Origin of the sequence: Moritella sp., assembly GCF_033791185.1 — a bacterium.
Classification (GTDB): domain Bacteria; phylum Pseudomonadota; class Gammaproteobacteria; order Enterobacterales; family Moritellaceae; genus Moritella.
The window spans coordinates 12,800-33,012 of sequence record NZ_JASJHF010000173.1; the positions used below are offsets into that span (position 1 = coordinate 12,800).

At 42.6% G+C, this 20,213-nt stretch carries 13 protein-coding genes and 1 riboswitch; of the genes, 9 read left to right on the forward strand and 4 right to left on the reverse strand.

From position 1 onward, the window contains the following. Window positions 1-268 precede the first annotated feature (268 nt). From fdhF to QNK26_RS10520, 7 genes are all read left to right on the forward strand, one after another. Window positions 269-4,480 carry a formate dehydrogenase subunit alpha gene (gene fdhF, locus QNK26_RS10490; RefSeq protein ID WP_319222762.1) on the forward strand — a complete coding sequence of 1,404 codons (4,212 nt, stop codon included), beginning with the start codon at window positions 269-271 and terminating at the stop codon, window positions 4,478-4,480. A gap of 713 nt (window positions 4,481-5,193) precedes the next feature. After that, window positions 5,194-6,027, forward strand: coding sequence for a patatin family protein (locus QNK26_RS10495; RefSeq protein WP_319222764.1), 834 nt, complete (start codon window positions 5,194-5,196; stop codon window positions 6,025-6,027). Window positions 6,028-6,190: 163 nt separating this feature from the next. Then, window positions 6,191-6,607 carry a MarR family transcriptional regulator gene (locus QNK26_RS10500; RefSeq protein ID WP_319222765.1) on the forward strand — a complete coding sequence of 139 codons (417 nt, stop codon included), beginning with the start codon at window positions 6,191-6,193 and terminating at the stop codon, window positions 6,605-6,607. A gap of 501 nt (window positions 6,608-7,108) precedes the next feature. After that, on the forward strand, window positions 7,109-8,599 hold the full coding sequence (locus QNK26_RS10505; protein ID WP_319222766.1) for a SulP family inorganic anion transporter: 1,491 nt from the start codon (window positions 7,109-7,111) through the stop codon (window positions 8,597-8,599). Between the two features lie 10 nt (window positions 8,600-8,609). Further along, window positions 8,610-9,473: a universal stress protein gene (locus QNK26_RS10510; protein WP_319222768.1), complete on the forward strand. Its 864-nt coding sequence runs from the start codon at window positions 8,610-8,612 to the stop codon at window positions 9,471-9,473. 431 nt (window positions 9,474-9,904) lie between these two features. Continuing rightward, a riboswitch (cyclic di-GMP riboswitch) is annotated at window positions 9,905-9,992 on the forward strand. A gap of 98 nt (window positions 9,993-10,090) precedes the next feature. After that, window positions 10,091-12,745, forward strand: coding sequence for a M66 family metalloprotease (locus QNK26_RS10515; RefSeq protein WP_319222769.1), 2,655 nt, complete (start codon window positions 10,091-10,093; stop codon window positions 12,743-12,745). Window positions 12,746-12,931: 186 nt separating this feature from the next. Continuing rightward, window positions 12,932-13,180: a hypothetical protein gene (locus QNK26_RS10520; RefSeq protein WP_319222770.1), complete on the forward strand. Its 249-nt coding sequence runs from the start codon at window positions 12,932-12,934 to the stop codon at window positions 13,178-13,180. A gap of 28 nt (window positions 13,181-13,208) precedes the next feature. Here QNK26_RS10520 and QNK26_RS10525 read toward each other — a convergent pair whose 3' ends face one another. Beyond that, window positions 13,209-13,604, reverse strand: a complete 396-nt coding sequence (locus QNK26_RS10525) for a DUF2391 family protein (RefSeq protein ID WP_319222772.1) — start codon at window positions 13,602-13,604, stop codon at window positions 13,209-13,211. 256 nt (window positions 13,605-13,860) lie between these two features. Here QNK26_RS10525 and QNK26_RS10530 point away from each other — a divergent pair, with 256 nt between their 5' ends. Both QNK26_RS10530 and QNK26_RS10535 read left to right on the forward strand, forming a co-directional pair. Then, window positions 13,861-15,171 (forward strand): citrate synthase, encoded by a 1,311-nt coding sequence (locus QNK26_RS10530; RefSeq protein WP_413816358.1) that lies wholly within the window; start codon window positions 13,861-13,863, stop codon window positions 15,169-15,171. A 278-nt stretch (window positions 15,172-15,449) separates the two neighbouring features. Next, window positions 15,450-15,899 (forward strand): hypothetical protein, encoded by a 450-nt coding sequence (locus tag QNK26_RS10535; protein ID WP_319222776.1) that lies wholly within the window; start codon window positions 15,450-15,452, stop codon window positions 15,897-15,899. 51 nt (window positions 15,900-15,950) lie between these two features. Here QNK26_RS10535 and QNK26_RS10540 read toward each other — a convergent pair whose 3' ends face one another. From QNK26_RS10540 to QNK26_RS10550, 3 genes are all read right to left on the reverse strand, one after another. Continuing rightward, window positions 15,951-16,481, reverse strand: coding sequence for a hypothetical protein (locus tag QNK26_RS10540; protein WP_319222778.1), 531 nt, complete (start codon window positions 16,479-16,481; stop codon window positions 15,951-15,953). 305 nt (window positions 16,482-16,786) lie between these two features. Continuing rightward, window positions 16,787-18,124, reverse strand: coding sequence for a 6-phospho-alpha-glucosidase (locus tag QNK26_RS10545; RefSeq protein WP_319222780.1), 1,338 nt, complete (start codon window positions 18,122-18,124; stop codon window positions 16,787-16,789). 92 nt (window positions 18,125-18,216) lie between these two features. Beyond that, window positions 18,217-19,836 (reverse strand): alpha-glucoside-specific PTS transporter subunit IIBC, encoded by a 1,620-nt coding sequence (locus tag QNK26_RS10550; protein WP_319222782.1) that lies wholly within the window; start codon window positions 19,834-19,836, stop codon window positions 18,217-18,219. Window positions 19,837-20,213 lie beyond the last annotated feature (377 nt).

A 20,213-nucleotide genomic window follows, 5' to 3' on the forward strand; every position in this document is an offset into this window, starting at 1 on the left:
TAAATTGAACTGTTTCGCATATTGCAGAGAAGATGACATTATGTTGCTTTGAATTGATATGGAATAAGATTTTGATAAATATGTAATTATGTCTCATTTATGTGAGTGGTAATAAAGTTCTGAGCTGATTTGTTCAACAGCTCATAGTTCCTGCATTTTTAAATTACTGACGCGTACAGTGTTTCAAATCAAAACATTTTTCACTGTGTTGGGTAGATTGGCAGAATAACTAAAATGATGCAGTGCAGAGAAATTTAAAGAGGCACCTATGATAAACGTCACATTCAACGGACAAATATTCTCCGTAAATGCCCAGCAAACCCTACTTGAAGTCGCAACAGACAATAATATCGATATTCCGTCACTGTGTGGCTTGAATAAAAATGGCGAAAAAGTACCTTGTGATCTTTGCGTCGTCGATATTGCCGGTCAAGGCATTAAACGCGCTTGTGAAATGATTCCGGTAGAAGGTATGATTATCACGACAGTATCTGAAACCTTGTCTTCGTTACGTCAAAAATCGTTAAACCGTATTCTTTCTGATCACTATGCTGATTGCGAAGCGCCATGTCAGACGGCATGTCCTGCTGGTGTCGATATTCAATCTTACCTCTATCATATTTCCCAAAACGATCATGGCAAAGCGGTCGAAGTGATTAAACGCACGCTACCCATGCCGTTGTCGATTGGTCGTGTGTGCCCTGCATTTTGTGAGACCGAGTGTCGCCGCGGTTTGGTGGATGAACCGGTAGCTATTCGTCAATTAAAACGTCATTCAGCAGATATCGACTTGGAATCACAAGAACAATACGTGCCAGTGAAAAAACCAACAAGAGGCGAGTCTATTGCCGTGGTCGGTAGTGGTCCCGGTGGCTTGACTTGTGGTTATTACCTCACCAATGAAGGCTATGACGTGACGGTATTTGAATCTATGCCTGATGCGGGGGGCTGGCTACGTTATGGCATACCTGAGTACCGATTACCAAAAGCTATTCTGGCGAAAGAAATTGAGATCATGTGCCGTAACGGCATGCAACTACTGACCAACAAAAAATTGGGGCGTGATTTTACCCTGACAGAACTGACTCAAGATTATGATGCGGTGTGTTTAGCGGTTGGTGCGTCGCAAGCTGTCGACATGCAATATACCGGTAGTGACTTGGATGGTTGTTATTTAGGCGTTGATTACCTCAAAGATTACGTCACCGATGGTCACTACACCACAGGAAAAAAAGTGGCGGTGATAGGCGGTGGTAATACCGCGATTGACTGCGCGCGAACTGCAGTGCGTGATGGCGCTGATACTACCTTGATTTACCGTCGTACCCGCGCTGAAATGCCGGCTGAAGATTATGAAATTCTGGAAGCGGAACATGAAGGGGTTAAATTCCACTTTCTGACTAATCCAGTTGAAAACATCGCCGATGCCAATGGCCGTGTGCATGAAGTTAAATTAGAAAAAATGGCCTTAGGTGAACCCGATGCATCAGGACGCCGTCGCCCAGAACAAACTGGTGAATACTTTACTGAAGCCTTTGATACTGTGATTGCCGCGGTGTCGCAAAAACCAGATTTAAGCTTCATGGACCAAGAAATTTTAGACCTACCGCTGACCCGTTGGAATACTCAAGATGCCAACCCTGACACTATGCATTCAGGGGTTAGTAATGTGTTTAGTATTGGTGATTTCCGCCGTGGTCCAGCTACCGCAATTGAAGCTGTTGCTGATGGGCGCATGGCGGCAGAAGCGATTGACCGTTTCTTTGATGGCGACATGGAAAATATTCCAGTTAAACAATTCAACTCAAAAAAAGCATCGAAGCTCAAACAGGTTGATACCGCACAGTTTGATAGCATTAAACAAGCGATGCGCTCGGTGATGCCAGAATTAAGCCCACAAGCACGTGAGTTAAGCTTTGCTGAAGTAGAAACGGGCTTTGATAACGATGAAGCCATGCGTGAAGCGGCGCGTTGTTTAGAGTGTGGTTGTCAGGCTAATACCGACTGCCAATTACGCGACTTTGCTACCGAATACCAAGTGGCTGATACCGACGTTAGCCAAGATGATTGTCAGAAGTTTGCCGTGGATGACAGTTCTGAGTTCATCGTCTTTGATGCCAACCGCTGTATCAGCTGCGGCCAATGTGTCGATGCGTGTAACGAAAAAGCCGTTCACGGTGTGCTGAGTTTCATGAAAAATGAGGATGGCACATCAGCAAGTCGCCCAGAATGCCGCCCAGGTTTTGAGCGTGGTTTTAGCATGGGCGATTCAGATTGTGTGCAGTGCGGGCGCTGTGTGCAAGTATGTCCAACAGGTGCATTAGTCGATAGCCGTGATAAATCTCAAGGCCGCATTGAAATATTGAAACCTGTCGATACCATTTGTACTTATTGTGGTGTTGGCTGCAAGTTAACTATGTTTGTTGACGAAAGCCAGAATAAGATCCGTTACGTGCAAGGGGTGAAAGATTCACCGGTAAACCAAGGCATGTTATGCGTGAAAGGGCGCTTTGGTTTTGATTTTGTTAGTAGCAGCGAACGTCTCACTACGCCGTTAATTCGTAAAAATGGTGAACTGCAACCAGCAAGCTGGGAAGAGGCAATTACGCTGGTGGCGGCTAAGTTTAATGCCATCAAAACCAAGCATGGCGGTAATGCATTGGCGGGCTTCTCGTCAGCGAAAACCACCAATGAAGATAACTTTGCCTTCCAGAAATTCATTCGTCGTGAATTAGAAACCAACAATGTCGATCACTGTGCGCGTTTATGCCATGCCTCTACGGTTACTGGGCTTGAGGCATCCATCGGTAGTGGTGCGATGACCAACGATATTCCAAGTATCAAACATTCTGACGTGGTGTTCATTATTGGTTCTGATACCACGTCGGCACACCCGATCATTGCCTCGCATATCAAACAAGCGGTTCGTCACGGCAAAGCACGTTTGATTGTTGCCGATCCAAAACGTATTGATATTGCAGATCATGCGCAATTGTATGTCGCGCACCGTCCGGGTACCGATGTGATGCTGATGAACGGCATCATGCAGCAAATTATTAAAAATGATTGGCATGATAAGGCATACATTGCCAAGCGCACCGAAGGTTTTGAGGCGTTAGCCGCGGAGGTTATGTCGGATAATTACGCGCCGGATAAAGTCGAATTGATCACTGGCGTGAAAGCCCAAGACGTGATTAAAATGGCGGAGATGATCGGCACGGCAGAACGTACTGCTGTTTACTATTCAATGGGTATCACCCAGCACACGACGGGACATGATAATGTTCGTTCAGTTGCTAACCTGCAAATGCTGTGTGGCAACATAGGTATTGAAGGCGGTGGTATTAACCCGTTACGTGGTCAGTCTAATGTGCAAGGTGCTTGTGATATGGGCGCACTGCCAGGTGATTACCCTGGTTATCAAAAAGTGACAAAACCAGAAGTGCAGGCCAAATTTGCCAAAGCGTGGAATAAGGCTAATTTACCTAAAGAAGCGGGTTTAACATTAACGGAGATCATTGATGCAGCCTGTCACGACGAAGTGAAAGGACTGTATGTGATGGGAGAAAATCCGGTGTTGAGCGACCCGAATCAAGCCCACGTGATTGAAGGTATCGAGAAGCTTGATTTCTTAGTGGTACAAGATATTTTCTTAACTGAAACTGCGCAATATGCGGATGTGGTTTTACCTTCGTGTTCGTTTGCAGAAAAATCAGGTCATTTCACCAATACCGAACGTCGTGTACAACGTATTTCACCAGCGGTTAAGCCCCCAGGTGAAGCGAAAGAAGATTGGGTTATAATTCAAGATATTGCAAATGCCATGGGCAGTGACTGGGATTATCAATCGGTTGAAGATATTACCAAAGAGATCACACAAGTGACACCACAATACGCTGGTATTCATTGGCATCGAGTCGGTAAAGATGGCGTGCAATGGCCGTGTGCAGATGGTGAATTAGAAGGTACGAGATTGATGCATACTCAGCAGTTTACTCGTGGTAAGGGGGAAATGGTGGCCGTGCCATTCCGTTATGCTGCAGAGTTACCTGATGATGAATATCCGTTGATCCTGACCACGGGACGTTTGCTTGAGCAATTCCATACTGGCACCATGACACGTAAAACCAAAGGTTTAGATAACCTTGCGGGGCCACGGGCGATGATCTCTGTGGCGGATGCTGAGCGATTAGGGATTAGTAATGGTGAAATGCTGACGGTATCGACACGCCGAGGCAGTATTGAAACGCCGGCATTTGTGACTAAGCGTATGCAAGAGGGCGTGGTGTTTGTGCCATTCCATTTTGCAGAGTCACCTGCGAACCGTTTGACTACCACTGCAACGGATCCACATGCCAAGATCCCCGAGTTTAAAGTTGCTGCAGTGAAAATCGAAAAAGCGGTGGTAGAAAGCGTATTACCGAATACCGTACAGTCGGACACTGTGTCTGCAAAGCAACCGGAAGAAGCCCCTGTATAGCATTCCCTGTGACCCGTTAGCTGGTGATAAAGCGTTAATGTAAGTGCAATAAAAAACCATCGAGGGGCAGCCTTTGATGGTTTTTTTATGCCGCTAGTTAAAATAGTACCTTTACTTTAAAGTTACGTAAGGCATATAATAAGCCTTACTTATTATATGCCTCTTTAATCATGATATATTCTCAATTTGGATTTCTCAGTTATGAAATCAGCCACGCCATTCGGCAACGTTTTAACAAGCAAGCTGCAAGCATTGGTGTAACCCATTCGCAATGGCGAGTATTAGTTCACCTGTCTGAAAATGAAAATTACCGCTAAATTGATTTGGCCGAAACTTTAACTATAAAACCAATTACGTTAGCAAGACAGGTTGGTTTGTTAGAGCTGTTGAGCTTAATAAAAAGCCAGATCAGCTAATACGCTTATTACCCTAAATCGAAGGTACAGAGATGACGCCGCCATAACCCCTGAATACTCTTCTAAGCAATTTATATGACTTTGCTATTTAAGGTCAATTTCTTACACATCGTAAGATTATTATAAATTGAACTCTATCAGCAGTCGTGAACATATCAGTCAATGAAAATGTTACTTAGTGTTGATGAGATCTATTTTCCTGAAATATTTTTAACTGATCCGTCAGGTCGCGCGCGTGCGTGGTAAATGACATCAGTTAAAGCAGGAATCATTTAGTTACTTATGACGGATGAATACATGAAAAAAAGAGCGTTAATTGTTGAAGGTGGTGCGATGAGAGGTATTTTTGCTAGTGGGGTGCTAGACGCTTTCATGGATAAGGCTTTTTTACCCTACGACTTTGCTATCGGTGTTTCCGCTGGCGCCTCTAATTTAGTGGGCTATCTTGCAAATACACCTCGACGTAGCTTCAGTATTATTACTATGATAGCAACAGATAAAGCATTCTTTAATCCCATGCGTTTTGCCAAAGGTGGTCATCTTGTCGATGTTAAATGGCTCTGGGACGAATCTAATCGACATTTTCCACTTAATTGCGAAGCATTATTTGCAAATATTCCAATGTATGCAGCCGTGACCAATATTGACACTGGCCATGCCGATTACTATCGAGTTAAACCTAAGTCACTCGCAAATATAATCGAAGCGACAACTGCACTCCCTATTGCTTATCGTGATACACCTTGTTTAGCAGGCGGTTGTTATACAGACGGTGGTATAGCAGATTCAATTCCTGTAAGGGAGGCATATCGACGCGGGGCTCGTGATATTACCGTTATATTGTCACACCCGCTTAGCTATGAAAAAAAAGCCATTACAATGCCATGGTTGATAAAGAAACTGTTCTCTCAACATCCTAATATTGCAGAATCTCTTATAGTTAGAGCGAGCAACTACAACCAATCACTTGAGTTTATTAAACATCCACCTAAAGATGCAATTATCCGTGTTATTGCGCCGCCTGAAAACTTTGCAGTAAAAAGATTAACAATGAATAAAGTCACGCTAAATGATGGCTATCAAATGGGCAAACAAGCAGGGCAAGGGCACATGAATAACACTCACCAATAAGCATTAGAAAAACGCACAACCTGCAAAGCGCAGGACAGTTTAGATATTACCCCACTGACTTGAATCTAAGTTGATAACAAGTTAATCGAATAGATTGTTTACTTTAATCATATAAACGGCATATAATAAGCCTTCCTTATCAAATGCCGTTTAAATTTAAATCATGATACATTCTAAATTCGGATTTCTTAGTTATGAAATCAGCCACGTCATTCGACAACGCTTTAACAAGCAAGCTGAAAGTATCGGTGTTACCCATTCTCAGTGGCGAGTATTAGTTCACCTGTCTGAAAATGAAAACTGTCGACAAGTTGATTTGGCCGAAATTTTAAATGTAAAACCGATCACGCTAGCAAGACAAATTGATTTGTTAGAGCAATTGAATTTAGTTAAACGACTGAATGATAAGGAAGATAGACGAGTATTTCGTTTAAAATTAACAACTAAAGCCAAGCCTATTATGCAAGAACTGTGGCAGATTGCAGATTCAATTGAAAATGATATTTGTAATACGCTGTCTGGTGAAGAGAAAGCGGTGCTTTCTAAACTACTCATCACGATAAAAGCCCAGATCAATTAATACGCTTATTTCTCTAACTTGAAGGTATAGTGATGACTCCGCCATAGCCCCTGTATTCCCCTCTAAGCAATTTATATGACTTTTATCGCTTTTTATAAATTTTATATTTAAGTAATAAAGTCAGGATTTTACGCATCGTAAGATTATTATAAATTGAACTCTATTAGCATTAGTGCGTATATCAGTCGATGATAATATCGCTAATTGTTGATGCTCTCTACTTCCTGAGTTTTTAACTGAGCAGTTCGCCTGCGCGTATGCGGCACAAACGGCATCATTTAAAACAGGAATTCCCCAGCATGGCTCGATCGCCATCGCTATTTATCGTTTAAGCGTACATTAATTTGAATGCGGTTTACCGTGGCGAAATTTATCCTTATTGCAGGTCATTTGTACCTGAAATAGCATAAATCTCTCGATTTAATGGTCTGATTAAGCGAAATATCCGTGCATCAGCGCATGCTTTGCGTACGTGATAGATGCATCTAAAAAAGGATAAGTATGATTTTTTTGTCAAAGAAACAAGATTGGTTAGGTAATGTTAAAGGAGATATCTTAGCCGGTATTGTTGTTGCGTTAGCCTTGATCCCTGAAGCTATCGCGTTTTCTATTATTGCTGGTGTCGACCCTAAAGTGGGTCTGTATGCCTCGTTCTGTATCGCTACTATTATTGCAATTACAGGTGGCAGACCGGGTATGATCTCTGCTGCGACTGGTGCAATGGCACTGTTAATGGTGACGCTGGTTAAAGAGCATGGGCTAGAATACTTACTTGCAGCGACTTTGCTAACGGGTGTATTGCAAATATTAGCGGGTTATTTACAGCTAGGCAGCTTAATGCGTTTTGTGTCGCGTTCAGTGGTGACCGGCTTTGTAAATGCATTGGCTATTTTGATTTTTATCGCCCAACTACCTGAATTAACTAATGTTACTTGGCATGTCTATGCAATGACTGCTGGTGGCCTGGGTATCATCTATTTATTCCCTTATATTCCAGTTATTGGTAAAAGCATTCCTTCACCTTTGGTGTGTATCATCTTACTTACCGTGTTATCGCAGGTAATTGGATTAGATATTAGAACTGTTGGTGATATGGGCGAACTACCTGATGCGTTACCGATATTCTTGTGGCCAAAAGTGCCTATGACGCTAGAAACACTGTGGATAGTTTTACCTTATTCCATTGGTCTTTCTGTGGTTGGGCTTTTAGAGTCGATGATGACAGCAACGATTGTCGATGATTTAACGGATACTAAAAGTGATCGTAACCGAGAATGTAAAGCACAAGGTATTGCTAATATTGGTGCCGGTTTAATGGGTGGTATGGCAGGTTGTGCCATGATCGGTCAATCAATTATTAATATCAAATCGGGTGGTCGTGGTCGATTATCGAGTTTAGCTGCGGGTGTATTCTTGCTGATTATGGTGGTTTTCTTAGGCGATGAACTTAAGCAAATACCGATGGCTGCTTTGGTCGCTGTAATGATCATGGTATCGATTGGTACATTCTCGTGGAGCTCGATTAAAGATCTTCGCACGCACCCGTTATCAACCAGTATTGTGATGATTGCGACGGTTATTACTGTTGTCGGTACCCATAACTTAGCCATTGGTGTATTTGTGGGGGTATTGCTGTCAGCGCTCTTTTTCGCGCACAAGATCAGCCGCTTTATGGTTATCAAAAACAGCCAAACAGAGCAGCAAGTGCGTACTTATCAAGTAACCGGCCAGATATTCTTTGCGTCGGCGGACAAGTTTGTTGATGGTTTTGATTTTAAAGAAGTTGTTGATAACGTAGTTATCGATTTATCGCATGCGCACTTCTGGGATATCAGTGCGGTTGGTGCACTTGATAAAGTGGTGATTAAGTTCCGCCGCGAAGGTGCAACCGTTAATATTGTCGGCATGAGTGATGCTACAGCGACCGTGATTGATAAATTTGCAATTCATAATGATCCCGCTGCTGTTGAAAAGATGATGGCTGGCCACTAAGGAGAACACAATGAGCAACAATGTAAAAAAAATAATAGCATGTATTGATGGATCTAAACTGGCTAAAGCGGTATCTGATACCGCGATCTGGGCGTCAAAACGTTTAACTCATGGCATTGTTTTCCTGCATGCCATCGATAAAAAGCAGCAACATGGCGCAGACGACTTAACTGGTTCTATTGGCTTAGGTGCTCGTTCAGACTTGCTTAACAAAATGATTGAGCTTGATGCGGAGCGTGGCAAGATTGCCATTCAGCTGGGTAATGAGATGTTAGGTAGTGCTGTCGATAGAGCCAACACTGCGGGTCTGACAGATGTAGAGCAGATCCAGCGCCATGGTGATTTTATTGAAGCCTTAGTGGGTTTAGAAAGCGATGCGCGTTTAATGGTTGTCGGACGCTCGGGTAATGGTCATCAAGGTGATTTTAAAGCCCTAGGTTCGCATATCGAAACGCTGATCCGTCAGGTGCATACGCCGATTGTGATTGCCCCGCAGGACTTTACTGAACCGACGAACTTCATGTTGGCTTATGATGGCCGCGAAACGGCTGACAAAGCTGTGCAACGTATTATTGCAGGCGGTTTACTTAAAGGCATGACGTGTCATTTAGTGACAATTAAAAACAGTGAAAACACACAGCAGCAGAAATTTGAACTCACTCAAGCAAGACTTGAGAAAGAAGGCTTTAACGTCATCGCCACCTATTTGGAAGGGGATATTTCTGTTGCGCTAATGGATTACAAACAACAGCATGCTATTGAGCTGGTGGTGATGGGCGCATTTGCCCATTCCAAGGTGAGAAGCTTTTTCCTTGGTAGTAATACCATGCGCATGATTGAAAACTGTCGAGTACCACTTATCGTACTTAGATAATCGCTAACAATCGGTATAACATGTGCCGATGATGACTTTTACTATTCGCTTATCAGCGAGTCCTTCGTTGATAAGCGTTTTTAATTTTAGGGCTAATAACTTTTATTCATCGCCAGAATTATCTCAATAACTGCCTCCATACGTGTATCCAAACTATTCTTTTCGTGCCCCGATTTTACCCATCAAAAAATACCTAATATTTGTGCTTGTTAAACGTCAATATGAACAAAAAAATGTAAAATATTACACGTTATTATCGACACTTGTATTTATTTAAATACGTTCTAAAGCGCTAATCTCAAGTGTACAATTAAGTGGCTATGAAGACCTAAAAATGAGATGTCGGTTGTATTTAATTATAAAATTAAAGTAAGGCTATATGTAAATGCCTATATTAAATACATATGTGAAGTATCAAAGCTTTACACTTTATATGTAAAGGGCAAACTAATCGAAAGGTTAGGACGCAAAGCCACCGGTTTAAGGGTTGTAAAGACCTATGACAGCGGGGCCGCCATAGCTTTATAAACAGTTTTGAATGGATCATAACTGTTTACGTTTTTCTGCTTGGTTGCAGCCCTTTTCGTTGATGACTCCTAACGAATAAGGATATTAAGATGTTACAGCAAACACCTTCTCTAATTGCATCGGAATCATGCAATTTATCATCTAGCCACTCCCGTTTAAAAATCACCTATATCGCCAGTATAGTGGCTAGCCTTTTAGCCTCTGGAGCTGTTTATGCTACAGAGCAAATAACGGGAACTGTCGCTGAGCCTGCTGCTTTGATGGTATTTAATAACAATGATTTCCCTAGTGATTTAGAAGGGAGCTTAGAAGCTTCAGTCTCATTTGCCCAAAGCCAGATAATGCCGTCAAAACATGGAGTAGAGGGGGATATTCAACCATATTTGACAGCGCTACGAACGTCATTACTGATGGTTAAACCTAAACAAAGTGATCTAAATATTGCCACACCATTACGTGTTACTGCAATTGATAAGCAAGGTCGTGATCTCGGTACTATGAGCCTTAATCCGCCTAACCAACTACCTAAAACAGCTTATGCTATTGAAGGCGCACCGGAAGGAGAACTTGATTTTACGCCAGTTGCGGGACCTTCTGCGGTAATTAATTCTAGGTCAGAACTCGCCAAACTAAACGATGCGAATGCTGAATTTCTGCTTGCAGCACTAACCACCAATAATTTGATTGAAATTAATACGGCAGATGGTCTGTGGACCAAGCATATTTATCTGCCGAGCTCTGCATCCATGACAAATAAAGTAATAAAGGTTAACTCACGAGCGGGGTATACATCATATGTTCAATACAGTGGTCGTGAGGAGAGTCTAAATCGTGGTGATACGCTGGTATTTAAATATTTAAATGGTCAGTGGATCCGTGACGGTGAATTAGCGCTTAATAAGCTCATTTACGCTCGCAACACTTGGAGTCTTAAGTTGCCACCTAACTGGATTAAACCTGGTGTTAAGATGCGGTTTACTCATGGCGAACTTTCCGGTGAGCTGAGCGGCGTTAAAGTGGGGGCACCTTCAGAACTGCTTATCCATACCATTGACATAGGCATGTTGACTAAGCCCCGTGATGCTTTTAATTTCGCCACAGATAGTGAAGCACAACGCGAATATTTTCAAACGGTTCCAGTCAGTCGTATGACGGTGAGTCAATATGAGCCTCTCTATTTACCAGAAGTCATGCTGCCGAACGGTACCTTGCTGACCGACTTCGACCCGAGTTCTGGAGGCTGGCATACTGGTACGATGCGCCAGCGGATTGGTAAAGAGCTTATTTCTATCGGCATTGATAACGCCAACTATGGTATCAACAGTTCGATCGGCGAGGGGGAAAGCGGACATCCCTACTTAGCATCGCAATTAGCTGCTCACAACAGCCGCGGTAAGTATGAGAACGGTGTAATCACCCATGGTGGTTCTGGTGGCGGTGGTATTGTGACCCTAGATGCTTCTTTGGGTAATGAATTTAGCCACGAAGTCGGGCATAACTATGGATTGGGTCATTACCCTGGCGGTTTTGCCGGATCTATTCATCGTCAGGCAGATGCTGTCAATTCTACTTGGGGGTGGGATGCGGATCGTAATAAATTTATTCCGAACATGACCGCGAAGATTTACAATGAGAGTACTTGCCGTGATGGGGAGTGCCAGGCACCTTTCTATGGCAGATACTTTGGTAAGGATGCCATGGGTGGGGGATATCCCCTGTCGTCATTTAATCGTTTCACCCTTTACACGCCGTACTCCGCGGCTATCATCCAGCGTAACCTTGAGTCAAAAGTCGTGTTTTCAGCCGATTCTGATACCGGTTTTAAAAAGTGGGATCCAGTAACACAAACAATGGAACCTTATCAACATCGTGTCATGGATGAAGCGCAGGCTAATGTATCGATCAACCAATTATCGGAAGATTATCTAACTGATTTATTTGAAGATCACGCCTTAGTGAACATTGGGATGTCCAACGGTAACTGGAAAAAATACATTAATGTACCAGCTGCATCCGAGCTTAATAAAGGTCGAACCATCACGATCGATCACGGCGCGGGTTACAATAGCCACCTGCAAATTAATGGTGATTCTGTTCTTATCTATAATGGATTGAAAACTTCTTATATCTCTGATGGCCTAAGCTGGATTGAAGGCGAAGCACCCGATCTGACGGTAGCAAGAGCGCCAACCTCGTTTGGTATCCCTGTTACTACGCTGGTCGGTTATTACGATCCGAAAGGGATATTACCTAGTTACATCTATCCTGCATTGCATGGTTCATATGGCTTTACTTACAGTGATGATAATGAACGACTTTCTGCAAATGACTGTCAATTACAGGTAGCAACAAGTAACGGTCAGTCGTTGAGATTTAAGCTATCTGATGTTCGCAGCGATAGCGATACGATGAATAAATTCCATGTAAATATACCTGAAGCGGATCTTCCACAAAGTGCCGCAATTGTATGTAAAGGCAATGCATTAGTTGAAAGAGCAATTGATCCGGTTAAAGCACCTTTGTCTTACACCGTAAATGGATATGATAAAGATAAAACCTATTACCAATGGGGAGATTATGACCGTATTGGAACCGTCGGCGACATGTATGTATACGATAATCCTTACAATGGAGATAAGGAGTTATTTAAACTCTCTGGATTAGGCAGTGATGGCCGCTATTGGTATTTCCCAACGAATAAAAGCAATAATAGATTTTGGACATATATCTCGGATATAAACTAAAAGTCCATTTCAAGAACCCGAGGTTAAGTCGGGTTCTTGACCCTGTCCCCATTCTCATATGCAAACTATTATTTTCATTGATATGTCTATGATTTTAAATTCATTGCGCTAGATCATAGCGGCCATTGTCGGTTAGCCAAACAATGGTAGATGTAAACAATCTCATTAATAATGGACGATGATGATATGACCAATACCAAGCTTATCCGTATTTTGAAAACCTTTATTGTGATTGGTATATCGTTGATCTTATTTGGTCATTATCTATTGTCGTACACCGACTTTACCCAGCAGTATGGCGTGATGGGCATCATGATTTGTGCGGGTTGTATTGCGTTGGGTTTTGCTTGCTCGTTACCCACCAAAATGTACCTGACCTTTGTACTTGTTAAGCGTGAAAACGATCTTAAATCATCAATTACCCCACCAGAATAAGTGCTATAGATACTTTAGTGGAGCAGCGTTACTCTTTATCAAAGCTATCAACAATGATGGCGCCCATGGATGCTGGCATGGTGATCACAATAATACGTTTCAACGATACCAGTGGATCTGTCATTAGTGGCAGCTTATTTAAACAAAACAGCACTAATGCTACGACTAACGCGGTGATTAAATAAGCAATCACAATACGCAATAAAAAGCCCAGCTTTCTCGATTTTATGTCTCGTTGAAAAACACTTTCATAAGTAAATAAACTAAGAAAAATAAGTGACAGGGTAAAAAGCATGAGCAAATTAGGGGTAGGTAGTGTTTCTCCGAGCTTCCACGCTTCCTCTGAAAATGCGATGGGCACAGCAAGTGCAAATGCCCCAACAAAAATTTGACTGGCGTCCTCGACATTAAAACTAAATTTCATCTAGATTTTCCTTAGCCTAACATTGAGTACGTTGTTGACCGTAAGAGTGAGAACACCGTTTACAGTAAGAATAGCGTACCTAAGCACTAAGAGTGCGACGAAGCCAACAATATCGGTGACTGCGGTTAATATCCTCGAGCCTGTCTAGCTGCATTATTGATTGAAAAGTGGCTATAAAATACTAGACTTCAGAGTATGTGTTTTGTCTCTGCCCGCTTATGTATTTGGCGAGCAAGTTCAGCAGGAAGGGGATATCATGAATGGCCATAGCCTTACTATTATCGATAATCGAACGGGTATAAGTTACGAAATACCCATTCAATACGGCACTTACCCTGGTTACGGTGCCAGTATTAATGCACTTGAACTCAGGCAGATAAAAGCATTTGAAGATGATTTTGGCCTTTTGACCTATGATCCTGGTTATACCAATACGGCGTCATGTAAAAGTAGTGTGACTTTTCTGGACGGAGAGCGAGGGATGCTGCAATACCGGGGTTATCCCATTGAGCAGTTAGCCGAACAAAGCACTTATTTGGAAACCGCTTATCTGCTGCAATACGGCGAGTTGCCGAACTCGGCGCAGTTGGCTAAATGGCGTGAAAATATTAGCCAGCATACCTTTGTGCATGAGAATATCAAAAAACTGATAGACAGCTTCCGGCATGATGCCCATCCAATGGGGACATTAGTGGGCACCGTCGGTGCCCTGTCGACCTTCTATCCTGATGCTAAAAATATTAATGATGAAAGCTGCAGGCAAAAGCAGGTTTGGCGGTTAATGGCCAAGATGCCAACACTCGCTGCGTTTGCTTATCGCCATAGTTGTGGGCTGCCTTATGTTTATCCCGATGATAATTTGTCATATGTCGGCAACTTCATGAGTATGCTGTGGAAGATAAGCGAATTAAAATATCAGCCCAATCCAGTGTTGGAAAAAGCCATTGATGTGCTGTTTATTTTACATGCCGACCATGAACAGAATTGCAGTACCAGTGCGATGCGTGCGGTGAGCAGCTCTTATACCGACCCATTTTCGGCCACCTCGGCAGCCATCGCCGCGCTTTATGGACCGTTACATGGTGGCGCAAACGAAGCCGTACTGCGTATGTTGAACGAGATTGGTTCAGTTGACAACGTGCCTGATTTTATAAAATCAGTGAAATCAGGGAAGGGCGGCAAGTTGATGGGATTTGGCCACAGGGTGTATAAGAGCTATGATCCCCGCGCCAAGATCTGTAAAAAATTAGCCTACGATGTTTTCGCTGTGACTGGTGCTAATCCGCTGATTGATATCGCGCTGGAGCTGGAACGGATCGCGCTGGCTGATGATTATTTTATCTCGCGTCATCTTTACCCGAATGTTGATTTTTATTCAGGTTTGATTTATCAGGCGATGGGATTTCCGGTTGGCATGTTCCCGGTGCTATTTGCTATTCCACGCACCGCGGGCTGGCTGGCGCAGTGGCAGGAAGGCCTAGTTGATCCGGATCAAAAGATCGCGCGCCCGCGCCAAGTTTATTGCGGTAATCAAATTCGAGATTATGTACCGATAAATAAACGCTAGCATAGATGATTTCAACAATTGCTTTCCCTTTCTTCTAACGACGAACTGCATGCTGACACCACAATACACCACCAATGTGGCAGGATTTGCCTAAGGTGCTATGTTGAGTAAGCGACAGACCTTGCTTGGCAGTGCTGGTAGGACTACTATGGAGTGGTTAGCTGATGGCTGAATCACAGCTGACAGAGCAAATGACATTGATAGAATATGATAGAAAATTATAATGCGTGGTGACAACGACCGCTTTCAGCGGCGTTGTACATAATTAGGAAATAGACATGTTTTTGCTAAATAATATACATAATCGAAATTATAAAAAATGCTATCCAACAGAATCAGATGTCATATTTGATATCTCGGAAAAGCAATTGGGGAATGTTAAAAATACGGCTTGGAAAGAGCTTCGAGAAGGCAGTATCGTCTGTGTCGTAACCAGCACAAGAAAGGTGAGTACGTTTTGCAAAGTGACTGCAATTAAAGGTCTTGGAGATAAAGATCCTGATAGCGGTGAAACATTCCTTTTATTTGGTGTCGTGATCGCAAAGCTAATGCCTGAAAGTAATATGGGTTTGCTGCTTAGCAAGTTCAGTGTCAAGCATCAGTACCTTCCCAATAATAAATTTAGCATAGGTTTTAATGTTGCTGAATTGGGCTCGGCATTAGATCCCTTAGAAGTAAAAACCAGACGCGGAATTAAAAGCATTAGCGAGCTTAAAGAAAACGCATAACCAATGTGCCAAGGTTAACGCTCGTACGTGAGCGTTACTGGCATCGAGTATTTAATTGTTACCAACGAACTCTTCAGACCATACATCCTGTATCTCAGGCCAACCCCAGACATTTATCGACACGCCTTTGAGTACCCCTTGAAAAAACAAGGTCTGCCGATGGTGCAGCATAGGTATCATCCAGTGCTCAGTAATCATCGCTGTACTAAGTGATTCCAACTCCGTGAGGTAATTGGTCAATGGCTGTTGCTGACGAATGCTGATTAGTTTAGCTTGCAGCCAGTTACTCGCCTCAGCAGGCAGACTTTTATTTAGTACCGAATTCGATAACATCCAGTGAAATATTGACGTTGGCAGGTTGTCGTCTAAATCCAGACTAATTAATATCAGGTCTTCCATCAGTATATTTGCACTGGCTTTTTGCACTAACGCCTCAAAGGCATAGACGTTCACCTCGCAGTCGATACCCACTTGCTTAAGTCGTGCCGCCATCGCCTGAGCGCATTCATTTAAAGTATGATGTTCGAATATAGCGATAGTCAGTTTGCTTGGTAGCGGTTGTTCTGCGGTGCCTGTCGACATGATCTTCAACCAATTGGACAGTAGGTTGCTTACGTATGTTATATAGGTTCGTCATGGAGAATTATCGTTGTTGACATAAAAATTGAGAGTGAAAATTGTCGATTTATAAAGCGAGCGCTTTTACTTTTCAAGATGAAATAAATCGGGGGTATTATGTATTTTTATTGTTTTTCAATCAAGATTGAAAAGTGATATATGTAATTAAATTCAATGTTTTAAGGTTTTTTACGGTGGGTTAGCGTGAAGGGTTTACTATCATTTATTAAAATAAGCCCTGCGAAACGCAGGGCATCAAAGAGTATTAATTACTTCAGCTCTACCCAGTAGTCTTTGTTCACTTCCATGAGGTCATCAAGGATGGCTTTAGCGATTGACGCACTCGGAATAGTTTTCGATAATGTCAACGCCTGCCATAGTTTCTGATAAGAACCTTGCACGTGCGCTTCAACAACCAACTTCTCAACCGATACCTGTTGGTTCATCAAGCCTTTTTGGAATTCAGGGATATCACCAATTTGTAGTGGTTTTGCACCCGTGCTATCAACAATACACGGAATTTCTACCATCGCAGTGGCATCGAAGTTGTTAATCGCACCGTTATTAGGCACGATCAATAGCATACGTTCCTTAGTATTAAAGGCGATGGCAGTGGCCAAATCAACGATATAAGACGCGTGTTCTTCCACTTCAATACTGGTGTCTTTCGCTGTACCGCTGGCAATGATACGGTGACATTCAGTAAAGACTTCTGTCTCACGACCAGCCATAACCTCATTCGCACGCGTGAATTCTTTGTCGGAATGCTCAACAACATAATCAGGATACAGGTAGTATTTAAGGTAAGTATTTGGAATCGTTTCAGGATCCAATGCATATACATCACGCACCTTAACAAAAGTTGCGTTCCACGATGGATCGTTGTGCTGCGAATCGTCCATAGCACTTGGTGGCAGGTAGCCGTTCTCTTTGACGTATGCTTTGATACGAGGCATCAGATCTTCACCCGTATTACTATCCTTAAACTCTTTCCACCAACCGAAGTGATTCAAACCGTAGTACATGATGTCAAACTGCTTACGGTCTGGGTAACCCAAGATTTCAGCGATACGCGTTTCGATACCAATCGGCATATCACAGATATTCAGAACTTTTGAATTAGGACGCATAACACGGCATGCTTCTGCAACGATCGCTGCTGGATTAGAGTAGTTCAGCATCCACGCATTCGGAGAGTATTTTTCCATGAAATCGATAATTTCGATAACGGCTGGAATTGAACGTAGACCATAAGCAACACCACCTGCGCCACAGGTTTCTTGACCGACGCAACCGTGACGTAGTGGGATCTTCTCATCCTGTTCACGCATCGCATACAAACCAGCACGGATATGGGCCATACAGAAATCAACATCAGTGAAGGCTTCTTCTGGATCTGTAGTATAAGAAAACTCGATATGTGGCGCTCGCTCTTGCAGTAAGATTTTGCATGCTTCAGCCACTGTTTCTTGACGCTGGGCAAAATTATCATAAAATTTTAGTTTGCGAATAGGAAAGCGATCTTGGTTTTCTAATAGCATCATCACGATACCTGGAGTAAATGTTGAGCCACCACCTGCGATCACGACAGAAAATTGTTTGTTCATAATAAGCCTCATTTTGTGTTGGGCGGCTTACTACCGCCCGTAACTATGTTTAATGAATAATGTGTTTAATAAAAAATTTGTTTAATTAGCATTTAAGCTGCTGGACTAAGAGTTAGATCGACATCAGTACTGTTTGCCGCACTGTAAATCAAATCACACTCTTCGCGCAGTTGGGGAACGTTCAATCCTATAATCACTTGAATCGCATTGCCTCTCGTTACTAGGCTTAATGCTCCAGTACTCACAAAGTGTTCTAATGATTGCACCTTGCTTGCATCTCTCACGGTTACTCGCAAGCGAGTAGCACAATTACTTAGGTCGGCGATATTCTCAACACCGCCCAGAGCCGCGATGGTTTTAATGGCTTGGATTTGTAGTGGCTTTGCGGCATTACCATCTTTACTGGTAATCCCATGCTTTTGATTGAAATCCTGCTTAGTATGTAGTTTCATTTCGCTGTCACCACGACCGGCAGTTTGTACATTAAACTTGACGATTAGGTAGCTGAATAAGACAAAGTAGATAGCGATAAAGCACAGACCAATCACAATTTGAGTAGCTATCATGCCGGAATGGTTGTCCAGCAATGGGATCCAGTTAAAGGTAACAAAATCAATCAGACCACCGCCCATATTGCCGGAGACACCAAAGCTATACATTATCGCAGCCATCGTGCCAGCCAGCAGTGCGTGAATTGCAAACAGCCAAGGGGCAATAAATAGGAAGGTAAATTCCAGTGGTTCGGTGACCCCGATGACTACCGCAGTCAGGGTCGCAGGGATCAATAACGCGGCAACTTTCTGACGATTTTCCGGTTTAGCGGTGTAGTACATTGCCAGAGAAATACCGGTACAACCGAAGATCTTAGAGTTACCGTGCAAAGCAAAACCGCCAGCAGGAAACAAATCTTTGATTGACTCACTAGATTGCGAGAAAACTTCTAAGTTAGTTATCCAATCTACAGTAATACCATTTGGCGTCACCACATTACCGAACACGAACGGGGTATAAACAAAATGATGCAGACCAGTCGGGATTAAAATACGTTCTAAGAAAGTGTATAGCCAAACACCAAGTGAACCAGATTCAATCATGAAACTTTGCATATTAAGAATGCCATGTTGAAACGATGGCCATATCATCAGAGTCAGCCAAGCGGCTATAAACACGGCGAAAAAAGAAATCATCGCAACAAAAGAGGCACCTTGAAAGATACCGAGGTAGGCGGGCAACTGCTTATCAAAGGTACGATTGTGAATCCAGGTCACCAAAGATGCAATAATAATGGCGCCAAAAATACCGGTGTCGAGTGTTTTAATCCCGGCTATTTCAGTCAGACCTGAAGTGCCACCGATAGCTTGGGAGAAATCGACACCGAAGTAATCGCCCCAAAATCCACCCATTGCACCAACAAAATAGTTGAAGGTCAAATAGGAGATCATCACTACCATCACCGCACGGGCATGTGCAGTTTTAGCAAGGCCGATAGGTAAACCGATCGCAAACAGCAGAGCCATATTCCGAAAGACAGCCCAACCACCTTCTTCAATAACTTGTAATATCTGATAGTACATTCCATTTTTGTCAGCTAAATCGCCAACAAAGAGAGGGTTTTTAAGAACAATGGTAAACCCAATCAATATCCCTACAAATGGAAACAGTAAAACCGGGGTAAACATCGCCCCACCTAAACGTTGTATAGCACTAAACATGGATAGATCCTTCTTATTTATGTGACCGATAATGTTTCGTTTTTTAGCTGTGTTCACATTATGCTTACCCAATAAGTAATACAAATGTATGATGTTTGAAGTGTGATGCTCACCCCATAAGTAATACAAATATATGACGTGTTAGTCATTATGTATAACCAATTTAGCACTAGTTTGATTGGCACAGATGATTGTGCAATAAAACCTTTAATAATCAGTTGGTAACAGATGTGTGTAATTATGCGTTATTATTTTATTTTATTTTCTGCATTTTCATTGTAATATTCAGTACCATTTTTTAATGGTAAATTGTACATTGTGCAATAACTCCTCCGGATAGGTTATTGATTTGTACCATTTCATTGAGATAGATTTCA